Annotated in this window: 14 protein-coding genes and 1 pseudogene; 8 read left to right on the top strand and 7 right to left on the bottom strand. The window is 67.8% G+C overall.

Annotation, left to right across the window (positions count from 1 at the left end; translation table 11 throughout):
* Window positions 1-15 precede the first annotated feature (15 nt).
* Both dnaN and dnaA read right to left on the bottom strand, forming a co-directional pair.
* A complete protein-coding gene (dnaN, locus tag ACFWUU_RS28020) occupies window positions 16-1,161 on the bottom strand; it encodes a DNA polymerase III subunit beta (RefSeq protein WP_137255905.1) in 1,146 nt (381 codons plus the stop codon).
* A gap of 456 nt (window positions 1,162-1,617) precedes the next feature.
* Window positions 1,618-4,020: a chromosomal replication initiator protein DnaA gene (gene dnaA, locus ACFWUU_RS28015; RefSeq protein WP_380179675.1), complete on the bottom strand. Its 2,403-nt coding sequence runs from the start codon at window positions 4,018-4,020 to the stop codon at window positions 1,618-1,620.
* Between the two features lie 663 nt (window positions 4,021-4,683).
* Between dnaA and rpmH the strand changes: the two genes are divergently transcribed.
* The 8 genes and pseudogenes from rpmH to ACFWUU_RS27975 all read left to right on the top strand — a co-directional run bounded on the left by rpmH (window position 4,684) and on the right by ACFWUU_RS27975 (window position 10,538).
* Complete coding sequence (gene rpmH, locus ACFWUU_RS28010; protein WP_130386492.1) at window positions 4,684-4,821, top strand: 50S ribosomal protein L34; 138 nt, start codon at window positions 4,684-4,686, stop codon at window positions 4,819-4,821.
* Between the two features lie 26 nt (window positions 4,822-4,847).
* Entirely contained in the window at window positions 4,848-5,189 is a 342-nt protein-coding gene (gene rnpA, locus ACFWUU_RS28005) for a ribonuclease P protein component (RefSeq protein ID WP_137255906.1), read from the top strand.
* Window positions 5,186-5,518, top strand: a complete 333-nt coding sequence (yidD, locus tag ACFWUU_RS28000) for a membrane protein insertion efficiency factor YidD (protein ID WP_371406099.1) — start codon at window positions 5,186-5,188, stop codon at window positions 5,516-5,518. Before rnpA ends, yidD begins: the two co-directional genes overlap by 4 nt.
* 66 nt (window positions 5,519-5,584) lie before the next feature.
* Window positions 5,585-6,505: pseudogene (gene yidC / locus ACFWUU_RS27995) on the top strand (membrane protein insertase YidC); the annotation flags it as partial.
* Between the two features lie 338 nt (window positions 6,506-6,843).
* The gene (locus tag ACFWUU_RS27990; protein WP_130443839.1) at window positions 6,844-7,356 is read left to right on the top strand and encodes a R3H domain-containing nucleic acid-binding protein; all 513 of its coding nucleotides are present in this window, start codon (window positions 6,844-6,846) and stop codon (window positions 7,354-7,356) included.
* Between the two features lie 10 nt (window positions 7,357-7,366).
* Window positions 7,367-8,041 carry a 16S rRNA (guanine(527)-N(7))-methyltransferase RsmG gene (gene rsmG, locus ACFWUU_RS27985; RefSeq protein ID WP_380179673.1) on the top strand — a complete coding sequence of 225 codons (675 nt, stop codon included), beginning with the start codon at window positions 7,367-7,369 and terminating at the stop codon, window positions 8,039-8,041.
* Window positions 8,042-8,562: 521 nt separating this feature from the next.
* Complete coding sequence (locus ACFWUU_RS27980; protein WP_170989828.1) at window positions 8,563-9,498, top strand: ParA family protein; 936 nt, start codon at window positions 8,563-8,565, stop codon at window positions 9,496-9,498.
* A 77-nt stretch (window positions 9,499-9,575) separates the two neighbouring features.
* Entirely contained in the window at window positions 9,576-10,538 is a 963-nt protein-coding gene (locus tag ACFWUU_RS27975) for a ParB/RepB/Spo0J family partition protein (RefSeq protein ID WP_380179671.1), read from the top strand.
* 13 nt (window positions 10,539-10,551) lie between these two features.
* On the opposite strand, the gene ACFWUU_RS27970 is transcribed toward ACFWUU_RS27975, so the two are convergent.
* The 5 genes from ACFWUU_RS27970 to ACFWUU_RS27950 all read right to left on the bottom strand — a co-directional run bounded on the left by ACFWUU_RS27970 (window position 10,552) and on the right by ACFWUU_RS27950 (window position 14,964).
* Window positions 10,552-11,349, bottom strand: coding sequence for a class I SAM-dependent methyltransferase (locus ACFWUU_RS27970; RefSeq protein ID WP_380179669.1), 798 nt, complete (start codon window positions 11,347-11,349; stop codon window positions 10,552-10,554).
* Window positions 11,350-11,391: 42 nt separating this feature from the next.
* Complete coding sequence (locus tag ACFWUU_RS27965; protein ID WP_233714838.1) at window positions 11,392-11,745, bottom strand: DUF3817 domain-containing protein; 354 nt, start codon at window positions 11,743-11,745, stop codon at window positions 11,392-11,394.
* Window positions 11,742-12,554: an SURF1 family protein gene (locus tag ACFWUU_RS27960; RefSeq protein WP_380179667.1), complete on the bottom strand. Its 813-nt coding sequence runs from the start codon at window positions 12,552-12,554 to the stop codon at window positions 11,742-11,744. Before ACFWUU_RS27960 ends, ACFWUU_RS27965 begins: the two co-directional genes overlap by 4 nt.
* A gap of 8 nt (window positions 12,555-12,562) precedes the next feature.
* Window positions 12,563-13,510, bottom strand: coding sequence for a D-alanine--D-alanine ligase (locus ACFWUU_RS27955; RefSeq protein WP_380179665.1), 948 nt, complete (start codon window positions 13,508-13,510; stop codon window positions 12,563-12,565).
* Window positions 13,511-13,653: 143 nt separating this feature from the next.
* Window positions 13,654-14,964: a PLP-dependent aminotransferase family protein gene (locus ACFWUU_RS27950; protein WP_380179663.1), complete on the bottom strand. Its 1,311-nt coding sequence runs from the start codon at window positions 14,962-14,964 to the stop codon at window positions 13,654-13,656.
* Between the last annotated feature and the right edge of the window lie 13 nt (window positions 14,965-14,977).

Genomic DNA, 14,977 nt, shown 5'->3' with positions numbered 1-14,977 from the left:
GTTCTATTGGCTTTCTCAGCTGTTCAGGCGGACCGGCATCAGCACGTACCGGAACTCACTGATCGGTTCGCCGTCGAAGTCCCGCACACCGGTCAGTTCGGCCGGCTTCGTCGCCTGCGTGAAGGCCAGGTGCGCGACCGGGGTACCGATCGCGCCGAGGCCGTCGAGCAGGTACGTCGGATTGAAGCCTACGGTCACCGGCTCGCCGACGACCCGGGCCTCGAGCGACTCCGACGCCTGCGCCTCGTCGCCGCTGCCGGCGTCGAGCGTCACGGTGTCTTCCTCGAACGTCAGCCGGACGGGGGCGTTCCGCTCGGCGACCAGCGCGACCCGCTTGACCGCCTCGACCAGGGTCGCGGTGTCGATCCGCACCCGGGTCGCGATCGCGGCGTCGGTCGGGATGATGCCGCGGACCTTCGGGAACTCGCCGTCGAGCAGCCGGGTGGTGGCACGCCGGTTGCCACCGGACACCTCACCCTCGAAGCCGACGATGCCGTCGCCGCTGCCAGGGGCGGCCAGCGACACGATCACGTCGGAGCCGGTCATCGCCTTCGCGGTCTCGGACAGCACCCGGGCCGGCACCAGCGCGGCCGCGGACGCGTCGGGGGACTGCGGGTTCCACTCGAGCTCACGGATCGCGAGCCGGTAGCGGTCGGTGGCGAGCAGCGAGATCGTGGAGCCCTCGATCTCGACCCGGACACCGGTCAGCACCGGCAGCGTGTCCTCACGCCCGGCCGCGGTCACCACCTGGGAGACGGCCTGGGCGAAGACGTCGGCCTTGACCGTCCCGCTGGCGGCCGGAAGCTCCGGCAGAGCCGGATATTCCTCTGTGGGAAGCGTCTGGAGCGTGAACCGCGAACTGCCACAGGTGACCTGAGCCTTCGCTCCGTCCACGGCGAAGTCCACGGGCTGGTTCGGAAGACTCTTGGAGATGTCGGCAACGAGCCGGCCGGAGATCAGGCACTTGCCGGAGTCCGCCACCTGCGCGGGCACGGTGACGCGGACCGAGGTCTCGTAGTCGAAGCCGGACAGGGTGATCTGCCCGTCCTCGGCCTCGACCAGAAGGCCGGCAAGGATCGGAACGCTGGGACGACTGGGCAAACTGCGCGCGGCCCAGGCCACCGACTCGGCCAGTACGTCGCGCTCGACGCGAAACTTCACCGCTGGGTGCCTCCTGATTCGGCTGTGTGCCAGGCAGATCCTGCCACGGACAAAGGTGCTGTGCGCCCATCGGGCCTGACGTGGCGCTTCGGGCGGGTCGCGTCGGCGTCGTACTGAGGTTGCTGCAGGTGCTTACGGAGACAGCCTGACAGGTCGGTCCAATCAGCGCGAGATCGGGGTTTTCCCCAGATCGGGCCGGCCGTTCGTTTTGTGGACTGGGACCTCTCTACAGATTCCATAGTGTTCTTCGCACCGGTGGATACTGTGGAAAAGCGACGACTTCGCAGGTCAGACCGCATTTCTGGGTGGGGACGGCGTGTGGACGACTCTCGGTCGTGCTGGGGACGGCTGCGGATGACGGATTCTGTCCCCACAGGGCGTCCACACGACAGAGCGGTGTATCCACGGCAATACCCACAGTTTTCCACAGCTGTGTCCCCAGCCTGTGCGGTTCTTCTACTGCTGCTTCGCCTGGTGTTTGATCCGGTTCGTCAGCTCGGTGACCTGGTTGAAAACACTGCGCCGTTCGGACATCAGCTGGCGGATCTTGCGTTCCGCGTGCATCACTGTGGTGTGGTCGCGGCCGCCGAACTGCTGGCCGATCTTCGGTAGCGACAGATCGGTCAGCTCGCGACACAGATACATGGCGATCTGTCGTGCGGTCACGAGGACGCGGCTCCGGCTGGACCCGCACAGGTCGTCGATCGACAGACCGAAGTACGACGCCGTCTGGCCCATGATCATGCTGGCGGTGACTTCGGGCTTGCTGCCTTCGGGGATCAGGTCCTTGAGCACGATCTCGGCCAGGCTCAGATCGACCGGCTGCCGGTTCAGGCTGGCGAACGCGGTGACACGGATCAGTGCGCCCTCGAGCTCACGGATGTTCGTCTGCACCTTCGACGCGATGAACTCCAGCACCTCCGGCGGCGCGGTCAGCCGCTCGGTCGCGGCCTTCTTCCGCAGGATCGCGATCCGGGTCTCGAGGTCCGGCGGCTGGATGTCGGTGATCAGGCCCCACTCGAACCGGTTCCGGAGCCGATCCTCCAACGCCTCCAGGCGTTTCGGCGCGCGGTCGGAGCTGATCACGATCTGCTTGTTCGCGTTGTGCAGCGTGTTGAAGGTGTGGAAGAACTCTTCCTGGGTCTGGATCTTGCCTTCCAGGAACTGGATGTCGTCGATCAGCAGTACGTCGACATCGCGGTACCGGCGCTGGAACTGGGACGCCTTGTCGTCGCGGATCGCGTTGATGAAGTCGTTGGTGAACTCTTCGCTGGAGACGTACCGGACGCGGGCCCCGGTGTAGAGGCTGCGGACGTAGTGCCCGATCGCGTGCAGCAGGTGGGTCTTGCCCAGACCGGAGTCGCCGTAGATCAGCTGCGGGTTGTACGCCTTGCCCGGCGCCTCGGCGACCGCGACCGCGGCCGCATGGGCGAACCGGTTCGAGCTGCCGATGACGAAGGTCTCGAAGGTGTACTTCGGGTTGAGCCGGGCCTCGCCCTGCGCCTCGGTGGCGGACTGGGTCGGCGAACCGTTCGGCGGCGGGGCGACCGAGCCCATCGGCTGACCGAACTGCTGCTGCGGTGCCGGCTGCTGGAAGTGCTGCGGCGCTGCATCCGGACGCGGCTGGTTGTACTGCGGGCCGTTGTCGGGATCGGTCAGCGCGGACTGGATGGTCGGCTGGTACGCGCCGTCGGTGTGCATCGGCTCGCGCACGGCGGGCGGCTGCGGGTGCTGTTGCGCGTGCTGTTGCGGTGGCGGCTGCTGTGCGTACTGCGGGGGCTGCTGCGCGGCGGCCTGTTGCGCGGCCTGCTGCTCGCGGAGCTCGGGGTCGAGCGACGGGTCGACGGTGACGGCGATCCGGATGTCCCGGCCGAAGCTCTCGGTCAGGATCCGCTCGAGGTCGGGACGGAGCCGGGTCTCGAGCTGACCGCGGGTGAAGTCGTCGGGTACTGCGACGATCGCGGTGCTCTCGTGCAGCGTCACCGGACGTGAGTTGGTCAGCCAGGCGCGCTGGTTCGGCGGGAGGCCGGCGAGGACGCGGGTCCAGGCATCACCAAGATCCGTCACCGGTGCTGCCACCTCCTGCTGGGGCGCAGGCTGGTGCACCGGCTGAGGCGCAGGCTGAGGTGCGTGCTGCTGGGGTGCGTGCTGCAGAGGTGCGTGCTGCTGAGGCGCGAGCTGCTGAGGGATCTGCTGCTGCGGCGCCGGCTGCTGCGGAGCGTGCTGCTGTTCCGGGGTCTGGGGTTCTGCCGGCCGCCCGGCGGTCGGGTCGGTGTTCTGTTGAGGTGACCATTGGTTGGTGGTTGCGTTGTCCGCACGTCCATCACCCTCGTTCGCTGCCGAGCTCGCGCTGTCTGCGCTGCCTGTACCCCATTCGGGAGCGCTGCCCCAGGTGGTGTTCTCACCCGGGTAGCGAACATTGCCGATGGTCGGAGCCGCACCGAAGTACGCAGTACCTACCGGTGGCTGGAGCGCCGGCGGCTGGAGCGGGCCGGCCGGGAGATCGGTCGCCGCGCGCTCGAGCTCGGAGCGGTAACCGTACGGACCTGGTGGCGGCGCGGGCCGGTAACCGGGCATCGGCTGCTCCGGCATCGGGATCGGAAGGGACGGGCTGAGGTAGTCGCCCGGATCCATCCGCGGCGTCGGGGCGGGCTGCGGCGTCTCGGCCGGAGGCGTCTGGTCGGCCTCGACCCGGGGGGCCGGTGTCTCGGCCCGGGGCAGCGGCTCGGGTGCGGGCGGGACCTCGGTCCGGAAGTTCGCCTCTGGTTCGGGGCGGAGGCCTGCGTCTGGTTCGGGGCGTAGGTCCTGGCGGCCGTCGCCGGAGTACTCCGCCCGGTACTCGGCTGCTGTGTATTCCACCGGTGTGACTTCCGCACTGGCGGAATGGTCCTCGACCACGCGTTGCTCCCCGATTCATCGCTGCGGTGGCCGGCGCGTTCCGGGCGGACCCGGGGTGCGCGACCATTCGACCCGACACCGTGCGGCCGGCGAGTCCTCGTGCTCGGCTCAGCGCGGTAGCTGTCTCCGCACTTCGGCGGCCGCACTGTCCACACGGTTGTCCACAGTTGTGAACGACCGCAGGAGCAGGTTGGTTACCAATCGCGGGGTGTGGGACTTCTGGTGTGAGGGAGTGACGCTAACAAGTCGGAGTAGGCAGCTTCAAGCCGTCATCCACAGGCTATGAACAGGAAATTGGGGGCAACCTGCGGCGTGTCGGGTGGACGCCGGAGCGTAGTCATGGTTGGTCATCGCTCTCAGTGGCGGCCCGGACCGGAGGGTGACGAGGTCTCGGTACTGGCGTTGCCCACTATCCTGTCCACAAGCCTGTGGAAAAGTCTGGGGATACCTGGTTTGACCTGTCCACAGGCGGCCACGTACCGTGGATCAGTCGGTGTTGAGCCGGCCGTTTCGTGCTGCGCTCCCTGCGGATACCTCCGGCGGTGTGCAGGACAGCCACCTTGGACAGATTCAATCAGTGGATTTGTCGACATTCTGTGATCTCGAGTAACCGGAGTCATTCCAGTGAGCAAGCGGACGTTTCAGCCGAACAACCGTCGCCGGCACAAGAAGCACGGCTTCCGTCTTCGGATGCGTACCCGTGCGGGTCGCGCGATCATCGCCGCCCGCCGTGGCAAGGGTCGCCAGCGCCTCGCGGCCTGAGCGACCTGCTCGACGGTGACCACCTCGTGCTGCCAGCGTCGAACCGGCTCCGCCGGTCCGACGACTTCCGTCGCGCCGTCCGGTCCGGGCGGCGCGCGTCGCGGCGCGCGGTGGTTCTCCACCTGCTGGCGGAGGACGGCTGTGCCGAGCCTCCACGTGTCGGATTCGTTGTGAACAAGGCGGTGGGCAACGCGGTTCTGCGGAACCGGGTCCACCGCCGTCTGCGTGCTGTGCTGGCAACGCGGCTTCCCGACCTTCCGGCCGGCAGCCTGGCCGTCGTCCGCGCGCTCCCGTCGTCCGCCTCGGCGTCGTACGACGAGCTGGCCGCGGACGTCGACAGCGCCCTGACCCGGTTGCTGAAGCCATGATGCGGATCAATCCCGTGCGGAGCGGGATCATCGGATTCCTGAAGCTGTACCGCCTGGTCATCAGCCCGATGTACGGGCAGGTGTGCAGGTTCTACCCGAGTTGTTCGGCGTACGCCTTGGAGGCGGTCGAGCGCCACGGTGCGGTGCGCGGTAGCTGGCTGGCGATGAGGCGACTCATCCGCTGCCACCCGTGGAACCCCGGAGGCTACGACCCCGTTCCACCCACAGATGTCGACCAGCGCGGAGACCGTGAGGACCCCTGTGTTCACGGATCCGCCAACCAGCCCGGACCGTCAGCCGACGCCGGGCCTGTGCAGCGAGGTGCATGAGTGACTCTTCTGGCCATCCCCGGGCTCGCCGTTTGGGACGGGATCGTAGATCTGTTCAACACGGTCATGACGCCGCTGTACTGGGCCGTCTCGGCTCTGCTCGTCGGCTGGCACTGGCTGCTGAGCCAGGTGCTGGACCCGGACGGCGGCTGGGCCTGGGCGCTGTCGATCGCCGGCCTGACCATCGTCATCCGGACCCTGCTGATCCCGCTGTTCGTCCGGCAGATCCGCTCCAGCCGGAACATGCAGCTGCTGCAGCCGAAGATGAAGGAGCTGCAGAAGAAGTACGGCCACGACCGGGAGAAGCTCGGTCAGGAAATGATGAAGCTGTACAAGGAGACGGGTACCAACCCGTTCTCCTCGTGCCTTCCGCTGCTGCTGCAGTCGCCGATCTTCCTGGCCCTGTTCCGGGTGCTCGACTACGCCGCCAAGGGCCAGTGGCACAGCGAGATCATGAAGCCGTACGTCAGCTCGCTGCAGCACGCGAAGATCTTCGGTGCGGAGATCTCGCAGACCTTCCTGAAGGCGAACGGCCCGGGTGCGGCCAACGTCAAGGTCGTCGCGATCGTGCTGATCATCCTGATGACGGCGACGATGTTCACCACGCAGCTGCAGCTGATGCGCAAGAACATGCCGAAGGAGGCCCTCACCGGCCAGGCCGCGCAGATGCAGAAGGTCATGCTGTACGTCTTCCCGGTCTTCTTCCTGATCGGTGGCTTCAACTTCCCGATCGGTGTGCTGATCTACTGGTTCGTCTCGAACCTGTGGACGATGGGCCAGCAGTTCTACGTGATCCGCCGCAACCCGGCTCCGGGCACCCCGGCGTACGACGCGATGCAGGCCCGCAAGCGTGAGCACAACATGCGCCACGGCCGGCCGGCCGACGACGGCGTTCCCGGTACGGCGGGCGCCGCGACCGAGACCGAGACCGACCGGCGACCGGCCCAGCGGCAGCAGCCGAAGCGGCAGTCGCGCAGCGACCGTAAGGGCGGTCCGGCTGCGGGTGGCGCGAATGCGTCCGAGTCGACGGCGTCGAGCAACGGGCAGACCTCGGCCGCACCCCAGGACGAGCCGCGGCCGCAGGACGCACCGAAGAAGCCTCAGGGTGGTGCTGCCAAGAAGCAGCCGGCCGGGTCGGGCAAGCGCCAGCCGGCCGCCAAGTCGGCCGCCCAGAAGCGGGCCGCGCAGAAGAGGGCAGCGCAGAAGCGCTCCGGCGGTTCGCGCTGACCCGCTCGCTCTTCTGATTTGCACATCCTGCCTTGTGAACGACGGGGTCCCCGTGGGGCGGATCTCGATATTGCGAAGGAGTGGCCGTGAGTGACGGCATGCAGAACACCGAGGCGGCGGAGCAGTCCGCCGGTACGAACGACTCGGCCGAGGATCGCCTGAAGGCGCTCGAGGCCGAGAGCGATATTGCGGCGGACTACCTCGAGGAGTTGCTCGACATCGCCGATCTCGACGGCGATATCGACATGGACATCGACGGCGACCGTGCCGCGGTGTCGATCGTCGGCGCGGAGCTGAACAACCTCGTCGGCGAGAACGGCAAGGTGCTCGAGGCGCTCCAGGAGCTGACCCGGCTGGCGGTGTACCGGGAGACCGGTGAGCGGTCGCGGCTGATGCTGGACGTGTCGAACTACCGGGCGAACCGGAAGGCCGAGCTGGAAGAGGTCGGCCGGAAGGCCGTCGAAGAGGCGAAGGCGACCGGTACGCCGGTCCGGCTCGACCCGATGACTCCGTTCGAGCGCAAGGTCGTCCACGACGTGGTTGCCGCCGCCGGCCTGACGTCCGAGTCGGAGGGCGAGGAGCCCCGCCGCCGCGTGGTGGTCCAGCCATGAACGCACGCCCGTGACCGAACACGTTTCACGTGAAACGCCGCCGCCGCTCGTGGAGAAGCTGTTTCCACGGGCGGCGGTCCGGCTTTCGGAGTACGCCGAACTGCTCGCGACCGAGGGCACGCTGCGGGGACTGATCGGACCGCGGGAGGTTCCGCGGCTCTGGGACCGGCACCTGTTGAACTGTGCCGTCGTCGAGCGGCTGATCCCGGAGGAGGCACTGGTCGCCGACATCGGCACCGGAGCAGGGCTGCCAGGGATCGTGCTCGCGATCGTCCGTCCCGATCTCCAGGTGGAGCTCGTCGAGCCGTTGCTCCGACGCAGCACCTTCCTGCAGGAAGCCGTCGACGCACTCGAGCTCGACAACGCGACGGTCGTCCGGTCCCGGGCGGAGGATCTGCCACGGGCGTCGTACGACGTCGTGACCTCTCGGGCTGTTGCTCCGTTGGGCAAACTCGCGCGCTGGTGCCTGCCGCTCTGCGTCGAGGGCGGACTGATGCTGGCGATGAAGGGGTCGTCCGCAGAGGAGGAACTGGACGCCTCCGAACCCGAATTGGCGAAGCTCGGGGCAGAGCTTTGGCACATTCATCAACTCGGCGGCGATGAACTGGCCCTCCCCACGACTGTGGTGAGTATTGTGGCCGGACGTGCTGCAGGGGGATCCCGGCACGGAAGACGCGGGAGGTGAGCGGGTTGGTGAGTCGTGCCCTCGGATGGCCCGAGAAGAGCACAGGTGAGCCGAGGTCATCGCAGGGCATCGGCTGGCCGACCGATCCGGATTCCACCGTTCGGGTGGTCATCCAGGAGCCGGCTCCCGACCTCACTCCCGCGCCGGCACCTCCTGTCCAGACTTCTCCTTCCGACGAGTCCCCGGACCCGATCGTGGCGACTCCGCCGATCGACAGTTCGGGACTCCGGGCGGTCGCGGCGGCCGGTCTTGACCTACCTGTTGAGACCAACGGCGGTTCCGTTTCACGTGAAACGCCGGACATGCGCGATGATGGTTCCGAGCCCGAATCGGCGTCACTGGTGGACGCCGAGCCGGGCTTCTCGGACTCTCCACCGCCTGTGGATGACCACCGCATGAAACTGCCTCTGCACACGGGAATTCGTCCACAGCACCCTGTGGACGGAGCTGGGGGCAGACCCGCCCCGACCCCTACCGACATCCTCTTCGGGCCAAGTCCCGCACCTATTGGAATGGGCGCTATGACTGCCGCACAGATCGCCGCGCGGGCCACGTCGGACGAGCTTCAGCGACGACTTCTCGAGACTCCGATCGCCGCCGCGACCGAACGGACCCTGCTGGTGAATGAAGGACGCACGATGGGCCGCGAGTTCCCGCTGCCCGACCAGACCCGAGTCTTCGTGGTCGCCAACCAGAAGGGTGGCGTCGGCAAGACCACGACGACCGTGAACGTCGCCGCCGGCCTCGCGCTGTACGGCGCGAAGATCCTGGTCATCGACCTCGACCCCCAGGGCAACGCGTCGACGGCCCTGGGCATCGACCATGCCGAAGGGACACCCGGTGTCTACGAGGCGGTCATCGAGGGCGAGGCGCTCGACAATCTGATCCAGCCGTGCGCGGAGCACCCGGGCATCCAGGTGATCCCGGCGACCATCGACCTGGCCGGCGCCGAGATCGAGCTCGTCAGTGTCGTCGCCCGCGAGAGCCGGCTGAAGAACGTGCTCGACGCGTACCTGGCCAAGACCGAGGCCGCGGGGGAGAAGTACGACTACGTCTTCATCGACTGCCCGCCGTCACTCGGCCTGCTGACCGTCAACGCGCTGACCGCCGCGCGCGAGGTCCTGGTGCCGATCCAGAGCGAGTACTACGCACTCGAGGGTCTCTCGCAGCTCCTCCGCCACATCGACATGGTGAAGTCACACCTGAACCCCGGCCTCGACGTGTCGACGATCCTGCTGACCATGTACGACGCCCGGACGAAGCTGGCCGGCGAGGTCGCGGCCGAAGTCCGTGGCCACTTCAAGGACGCCGTACTGCGGACTGCCGTGCCGCGCTCGGTGCGGATCTCGGAGGCGCCGAGCCACGGGCAGACCGTGCTCGCATACGACCCGGCGTCGGCCGGCGCGCTGTCGTACCTGGAGGCCTCCCGAGAGATCGCCATGCGGAACAACGCCTGATCATTGGATCGGTGTGGCACCGTTTCACGTGAAACGGGAACGTCAGCAGTAGCAGGATTCGATCTCGAGGGAGCGCGATGAACACCCGACTCGGACGCGGACTTGGCGCGCTGATCCCCAGCTCGCCGGCCCCCGGCACCACGACTCTCGGCAGCAAGTCGAACTCGATCCCCGGAGCGCCGCCGGTCGCCAAGCCGTCGGAGCCGCAGGGCCCGGAGTTGGCCGCGGTGCCGGGTGCCTCGTTCGCCGAGATCGACGTCGAGAAGATCACGCCGAACCCGAAGCAGCCGCGCAGCGTCTTCGACGAGGAGGCGATGGAGGAGCTCGTCCACTCGGTCAAGGAGATCGGGCTCCTGCAGCCGATCGTGGTCCGCCGGCTCGAGGGCGACAAGTACGAACTCGTCATGGGCGAGCGGCGGTGGCGGGCGACGCAGCAGGCCGGCCTCGCGACGATCCCCGCTATCGTCCGGGACACGTCCGACGACGCGATGCTCCGCGACGCGCTCCTGGAGAACCTGCACCGCAGCCAGCTGAACCCGCTCGAAGAAGCGGCCGCCTACCAGCAGATGCTCGACGACTTCGGCTGCACCCAGGAAGTCCTCGCGAATCGGATCGGGCGATCGCGTCCGCAGATCTCCAACACGCTCCGGCTGTTGAAGTTGCCGGCGGGCGTACAGCGCCGCGTCGCGGCCGGCGTGCTCTCGGCGGGCCACGCCCGAGCCCTGCTGGGTCTCCCGAGCGGTGACGCCATCGAGCGGCTCGCCCAGCGGATCGTTGCCGAAGGCCTGTCTGTCCGCACGGTCGAGGAGATCGTTGCCCTGGGCGACATGAACGCCGAGGACCCGACCCCGGCCCGCCGCCGGAACAAGCCGGTAGCGCCGCGCCTGGTCGACCTGGCCGACCGGCTCTCGGACCGCTTCGAAACCCGGGTGAAGGTCGACCTGGGCAAGACCAAGGGCAAGATCACCGTCGAGTTCGCTTCGCTGGACGACCTCGAGCGCATCGTCACGCTGATGGACCCGAACAAGCAGACCGACTGATTTGTCGACAAAGTTACTCGGCGACTTGCTGCAATGTTTCATGTGAAACATTGCGGGTGGCTTTGATCAGGTAGACGGCCGGGAGGTGGGTCGCCACCGGGCCCATAGCGGGGTACATCTCCGCGACGGGGGACTCCTGGAAGGCGCTGAGGGTCAGGCCTGCCGCCAGGAGCGCGGTGATGATGTCGCTCGGCGGCCAGATGAAGGCAGTGAACGTGGGGGCGTCGGGATTGTCACGGGCGCCGGTCGGGAGTTTGGAGTTCTCGATGGTGGCGCGTGGATTGGAGCGGCCGAAGTAGTCGGCGGTGACGGTCAACTGCCCCGGGCCCTGGACGGCGAGGACCTCCCAGACCGGGTGATGGTCGGCCAGCAGGATCGATCCACCAGGTGCCAGACGCGATGCGATCAGAGTGGCGAAGACGGTTAGGTCCGGGACCCAGCAGATGGCGCCCCAGCTGAGGTAGATGAGGTCGAAGCCGGTGAGGTCGGCCGGGAGGGTGAGCATGTCGGACCGGCGGAAGTCGGCCGGGATGCCGGCGGCAGCGGACTTCGATCGAGCCATCTCCAAAGCGACCTCGGAGATGTCGACGCCGGTAACCACGGCGCCCAGTTGGGCCCAGGAGAGGACCTCGTCGCCACAGGAGCAAGCCAGCTGGAGGACACGACGACCGCGCACGGAGCCGGCGGCCGCGAGTTCGTCTGCTGACAGCGTCGAGCCGCCGCCTGCGAAGTACGACGCGGGTTGACCGGGACGCGCGTTGTGGATCTGGTTCCAGCTGGCGCGGTTCGACTCCGTGATGTCAGTCAGCACGGAGTCGACGCTAGGGGTGGATACCCCAACAGGACAACGGGATTAGCGGCCCTGCAGTTCGTGCGACGTCTTGCGCTCGGCGTAGAACGACAGGAACGGGATCGTGCCGGCCAGCGCCATCATCACCAGCCGCGGGAACGACCAACGGACCCGGCGGAACAGGTCGAAGGTCAGCAGCAGGTAGACCATGTAGAGGAACCCGTGCGTCGGGCCGATCACGTCCATCGCGCCGGGGCTGTCCGCGAAGTACTTGAGCGGCATCGCGAGGAACACCAGCAGCAGGAGCATCACGCCGACGACGTACGCGATCACGCGGTAGCGCATCAGCGCGCCGCGGACGGCCGGGGTCAGCGGCTGGGTGCCGGCGGAGGTGGCGGGGTCGGCTGGAGAAGTCACGCTGAAACGGTACCGCTCGGCTCCACACGTTCCTCGGGCCGGTCCTCGTCCGGGTCCGGCTCGTCGACGGCGCGGTTCGCGTCCAGCACCATCTTCGCCCACATCCACAGCGTGAAGGCCGCGAAAATCCACCACTGGAAGGCATACGCGATGTTCCGCAGCCCGGCATGATCGGTCGGCGGCGGAGGCGGTTGTACAGCGGTCGGCGCCGGAGACGGTACGACGCCGGACACAGACTGCTGTACGACGAACGCGTCGTACACCCGGTAGTCGACAAGGTGGACGATCGTCGGGATCCGCAGTGAGGACAGCACCCGTCCCTTGGCGGCATCGTCCGACGAGTCCTCCGCCTCGGACGCGATCACCGTCCCGGTCAGCTGCACCGGCCCGCTAGGAGCGCGAGCAGCCGCGTCGGTCACCGAAGGCACCCAACCCCGCACGACCATCACGGCGTCGGTCGAGGAAAGCTTCACAGGCGACACAACCCAGAAGCCGACCCGCGAGTCCTGTGAGCGGTCTGCGATGAACACCTGGTCCGCAGCAGGCCCCCACGTCCCATCGACCGTCACCCGCCGACTGACGGCCTTTGACGGCAGGCCCTCGTCAATCGAGAACAGCGACTGCAAAGCCACCGGCGCAGCTTCAGCACGCTGGGCCGTCGCGTCGGCCGTCTTCGACCGGTACACGCCCAGCTGCCACACGCCCATCACCGACATCACCGCAGCAATGGCCAGCGCCAGCACCAGCAGGCCGATCCATCGCGGTGTCAGAACGGTCCGCCACAGCGGCGGCCGATGAGCTTCGGGCATCACAACCTTCAGCGACCAGCAGCTGCCGCGAGCAGATCGCGGCAGAGCACACCGAGCTCGATCCCGGCAGCCTCGGCGGCCAACGGGACCAGCGACGTCTCCGTCATCCCCGGCGCGACGTTCACCTCGAGGAACCACGGCACTCCGGCCGCGTCCACTACGAGGTCCGACCTCGACAGGTCCCGCAGCCCCAGCGCCTGGTGCGCCTGAACTGCCGCAGCCGCGCACGCACCCGCGACCTCAGGCTCGAGCCGAGCAGGTACGACGAACTGCGTCGCGCCCGCCGTGTACCGCGCCTCGTAGTCGTAGAAGCCCGAGTCCGGCCGGATCTCCACCGCTGGTAACGCCCGCGGCCCGTCGCCGGTGTCGACAACGGTGACGGCGACCTCGGTGCCATCGACGTACTGCTCGATCAGCGCCACAGGCCCGTACGCGTAGCAGTTCACCATCGCGGACGGCAGCTCCTCGGCCGACCGCACGATCGAAGCGCCGAGCGCAGAACCGCCGCGAGCAGGCTTCACGACCAGTGGCAGACCGATCTGGTGGATGACCGACTCCATCAGCGACGCGGCGCCCAACTCGCGGAACGTGTCATGCCCGAGTACGACGGACGCGGGCGTGTGCAGCCCGGCGGATCCGACCATCGTCGACGCGACCGGCTTGTCGAAGGCGGTGCGGCAGGCGGCCGCGTCGGCGCCGACGTACGGAACGCCGTACAGGTCGAGGACCTGGCGGAGTGCGCCGTCCTCGCCGGTGACGCCGTGCAGGACGGGGAAGACCGCGTCCGGCGGATCGTTGCGCAGCCGCTCGACCAGGGAGGCGTCGACGTCACGCTGCTCGACCTCTACGCCGACGCTGCGCAGGGCGTCCGCCACCCGCCGGCCGGACCGGAGCGAGACGTCCCGCTCGTGCGACAGTCCACCGGCCAGAACAAGCACTCGACCCAGATCACTCATCACAAATATCCCGATCACTCGTGGGCGACTCCGGCACGGGCGCCGGTCCCGAGGCCCATTCGAACGGTACCGCTAGCGTGTCAGCGACCCACGACCGCCCGTAGATCCATTGCGCAACCTTTGCGCTCGTCAAACCCCGTGGTCTAGCTCAGCTCCGGGCCCGGAGCGTCGTAGTCGCGCCCGGCACCAGGGGGAAGCGGGCCGAACGTCTCGCGGAGTTCGAGCTCCTCGTTGATCACCGCGGCGAGCCTGCCGACACCTTCGGTGATCCGCTCCGGCGTCGGGTGACAGTACGACAGCCGCATGCACTGGGAGCCGAAACCGTCGGCGAAGAAGGCAGTTCCGGGGACGTACGCCACGCGCGCGGTGACCGCACGCGGCAGCATCGACTTCGCGTCCAGACCCTCCGGCAACGTCAGCCAGACGTAGAACCCGCCGCGCGGCCGCGTCCAGGTCGTTGCTGCAGGCATCTTTTCGGTGAGTGCCGCGAGCATCGCGTCCCGGCGCTCGCGGTACATCTCGCGGAACTGCTTCACCTGGCCCATCCAGTCGTGCCGGACCAGGTACGACGAGATGGCGAGCTGGCTGAACGTCGGCGGGCAGAGCGTCGCGGATTCCTGTGCCAGCACGAGTTTCTCCCGCACCGCATGCGGCGCGACCGCCCAACCCACCCGGAAACCGGGCGCGAACGTCTTGGAGAACGACCCGAGGTAGATCACACCTTCGCGATCGTCGGCCCGCAGGGCGCGCTGCGGCTCGCCCTCGAAACCGAGCAGCCCGTACGGGTTGTCCTCCAGCACCAGCAGATTGGCGCGCTGACAGATCTCGAGCACCCGCGACCGGCGCTCGTCCGACAGCGAAACCCCAGCAGGGTTGTGGAAATTCGGGATCGTGTAGAAGAACTTGATCCGTTTGCCGGCCGCGCGCACAGAAGCGATCGCCTGCTCCAGCGCCTCCGGCACGACACCGTCGTCGTCCATCGCGACATGGACCACTTCACACTGGTAGGCACGGAACACCCCGAGCGCACCGACGTACGACGGTGCCTCGCAGATCACCACGTCGCCCGGATCGCAGAACACCCGCGTGACCAGGTCGACCGCCTGCTGGCTGCCGACCGTCACGACGACGTCGTCGGGGTGGGCCTCGATGCCTTCCAGCCGCATGATGTCGCAGATCTGGTCGCGCAGCGCCGGATCGCCCTGGCCGGAGCCGTACTGCATCGCGGTCGCGCCGTTGTCGATCACCAGATCGCGGACCGCGCCGCCGACCACGTCCAGCGGCAGGCCGCCGATGTTCGGCATACCGCCGGCGAGTGAGACCACCTCGGGGCGGCTGGCAACGGAGAACAGTGCGCGGATCTCCGATGCGGTCATGCCCTTGGTCCGTGCTGCATACGCCTCGACGTAGTTGTCGAGGCGGGTCTGCCGGACATCGGGCACGTCAGCACTCACGAGGGCCACTCCA

Source organism: Kribbella sp. NPDC058693 (assembly GCF_042715335.1).
Taxonomy (GTDB): Bacteria; Actinomycetota; Actinomycetes; order Propionibacteriales; family Kribbellaceae; genus Kribbella; species Kribbella jiaozuonensis.
The sequence above is the reverse complement of the archived record's forward strand: the minus strand, read 5'-3'. Positions and strand labels throughout refer to the sequence as shown.

Coding starts and splice junctions, on each gene's coding strand:
- ACFWUU_RS27975 (WP_380179671.1), top strand. CDS start 9,576: ATGAACACCCGACTCGGACGCGGACTTGGCGCGCTGATCCCCAGCTCG.
- ACFWUU_RS27980 (WP_170989828.1), top strand. CDS start 8,563: ATGACTGCCGCACAGATCGCCGCGCGGGCCACGTCGGACGAGCTTCAG.
- ACFWUU_RS27955 (WP_380179665.1), bottom strand. CDS start 13,510: ATGAGTGATCTGGGTCGAGTGCTTGTTCTGGCCGGTGGACTGTCGCAC.
- ACFWUU_RS27990 (WP_130443839.1), top strand. CDS start 6,844: ATGCAGAACACCGAGGCGGCGGAGCAGTCCGCCGGTACGAACGACTCG.
- yidD (WP_371406099.1), top strand. CDS start 5,186: ATGATGCGGATCAATCCCGTGCGGAGCGGGATCATCGGATTCCTGAAG.
- ACFWUU_RS27960 (WP_380179667.1), bottom strand. CDS start 12,554: ATGCCCGAAGCTCATCGGCCGCCGCTGTGGCGGACCGTTCTGACACCG.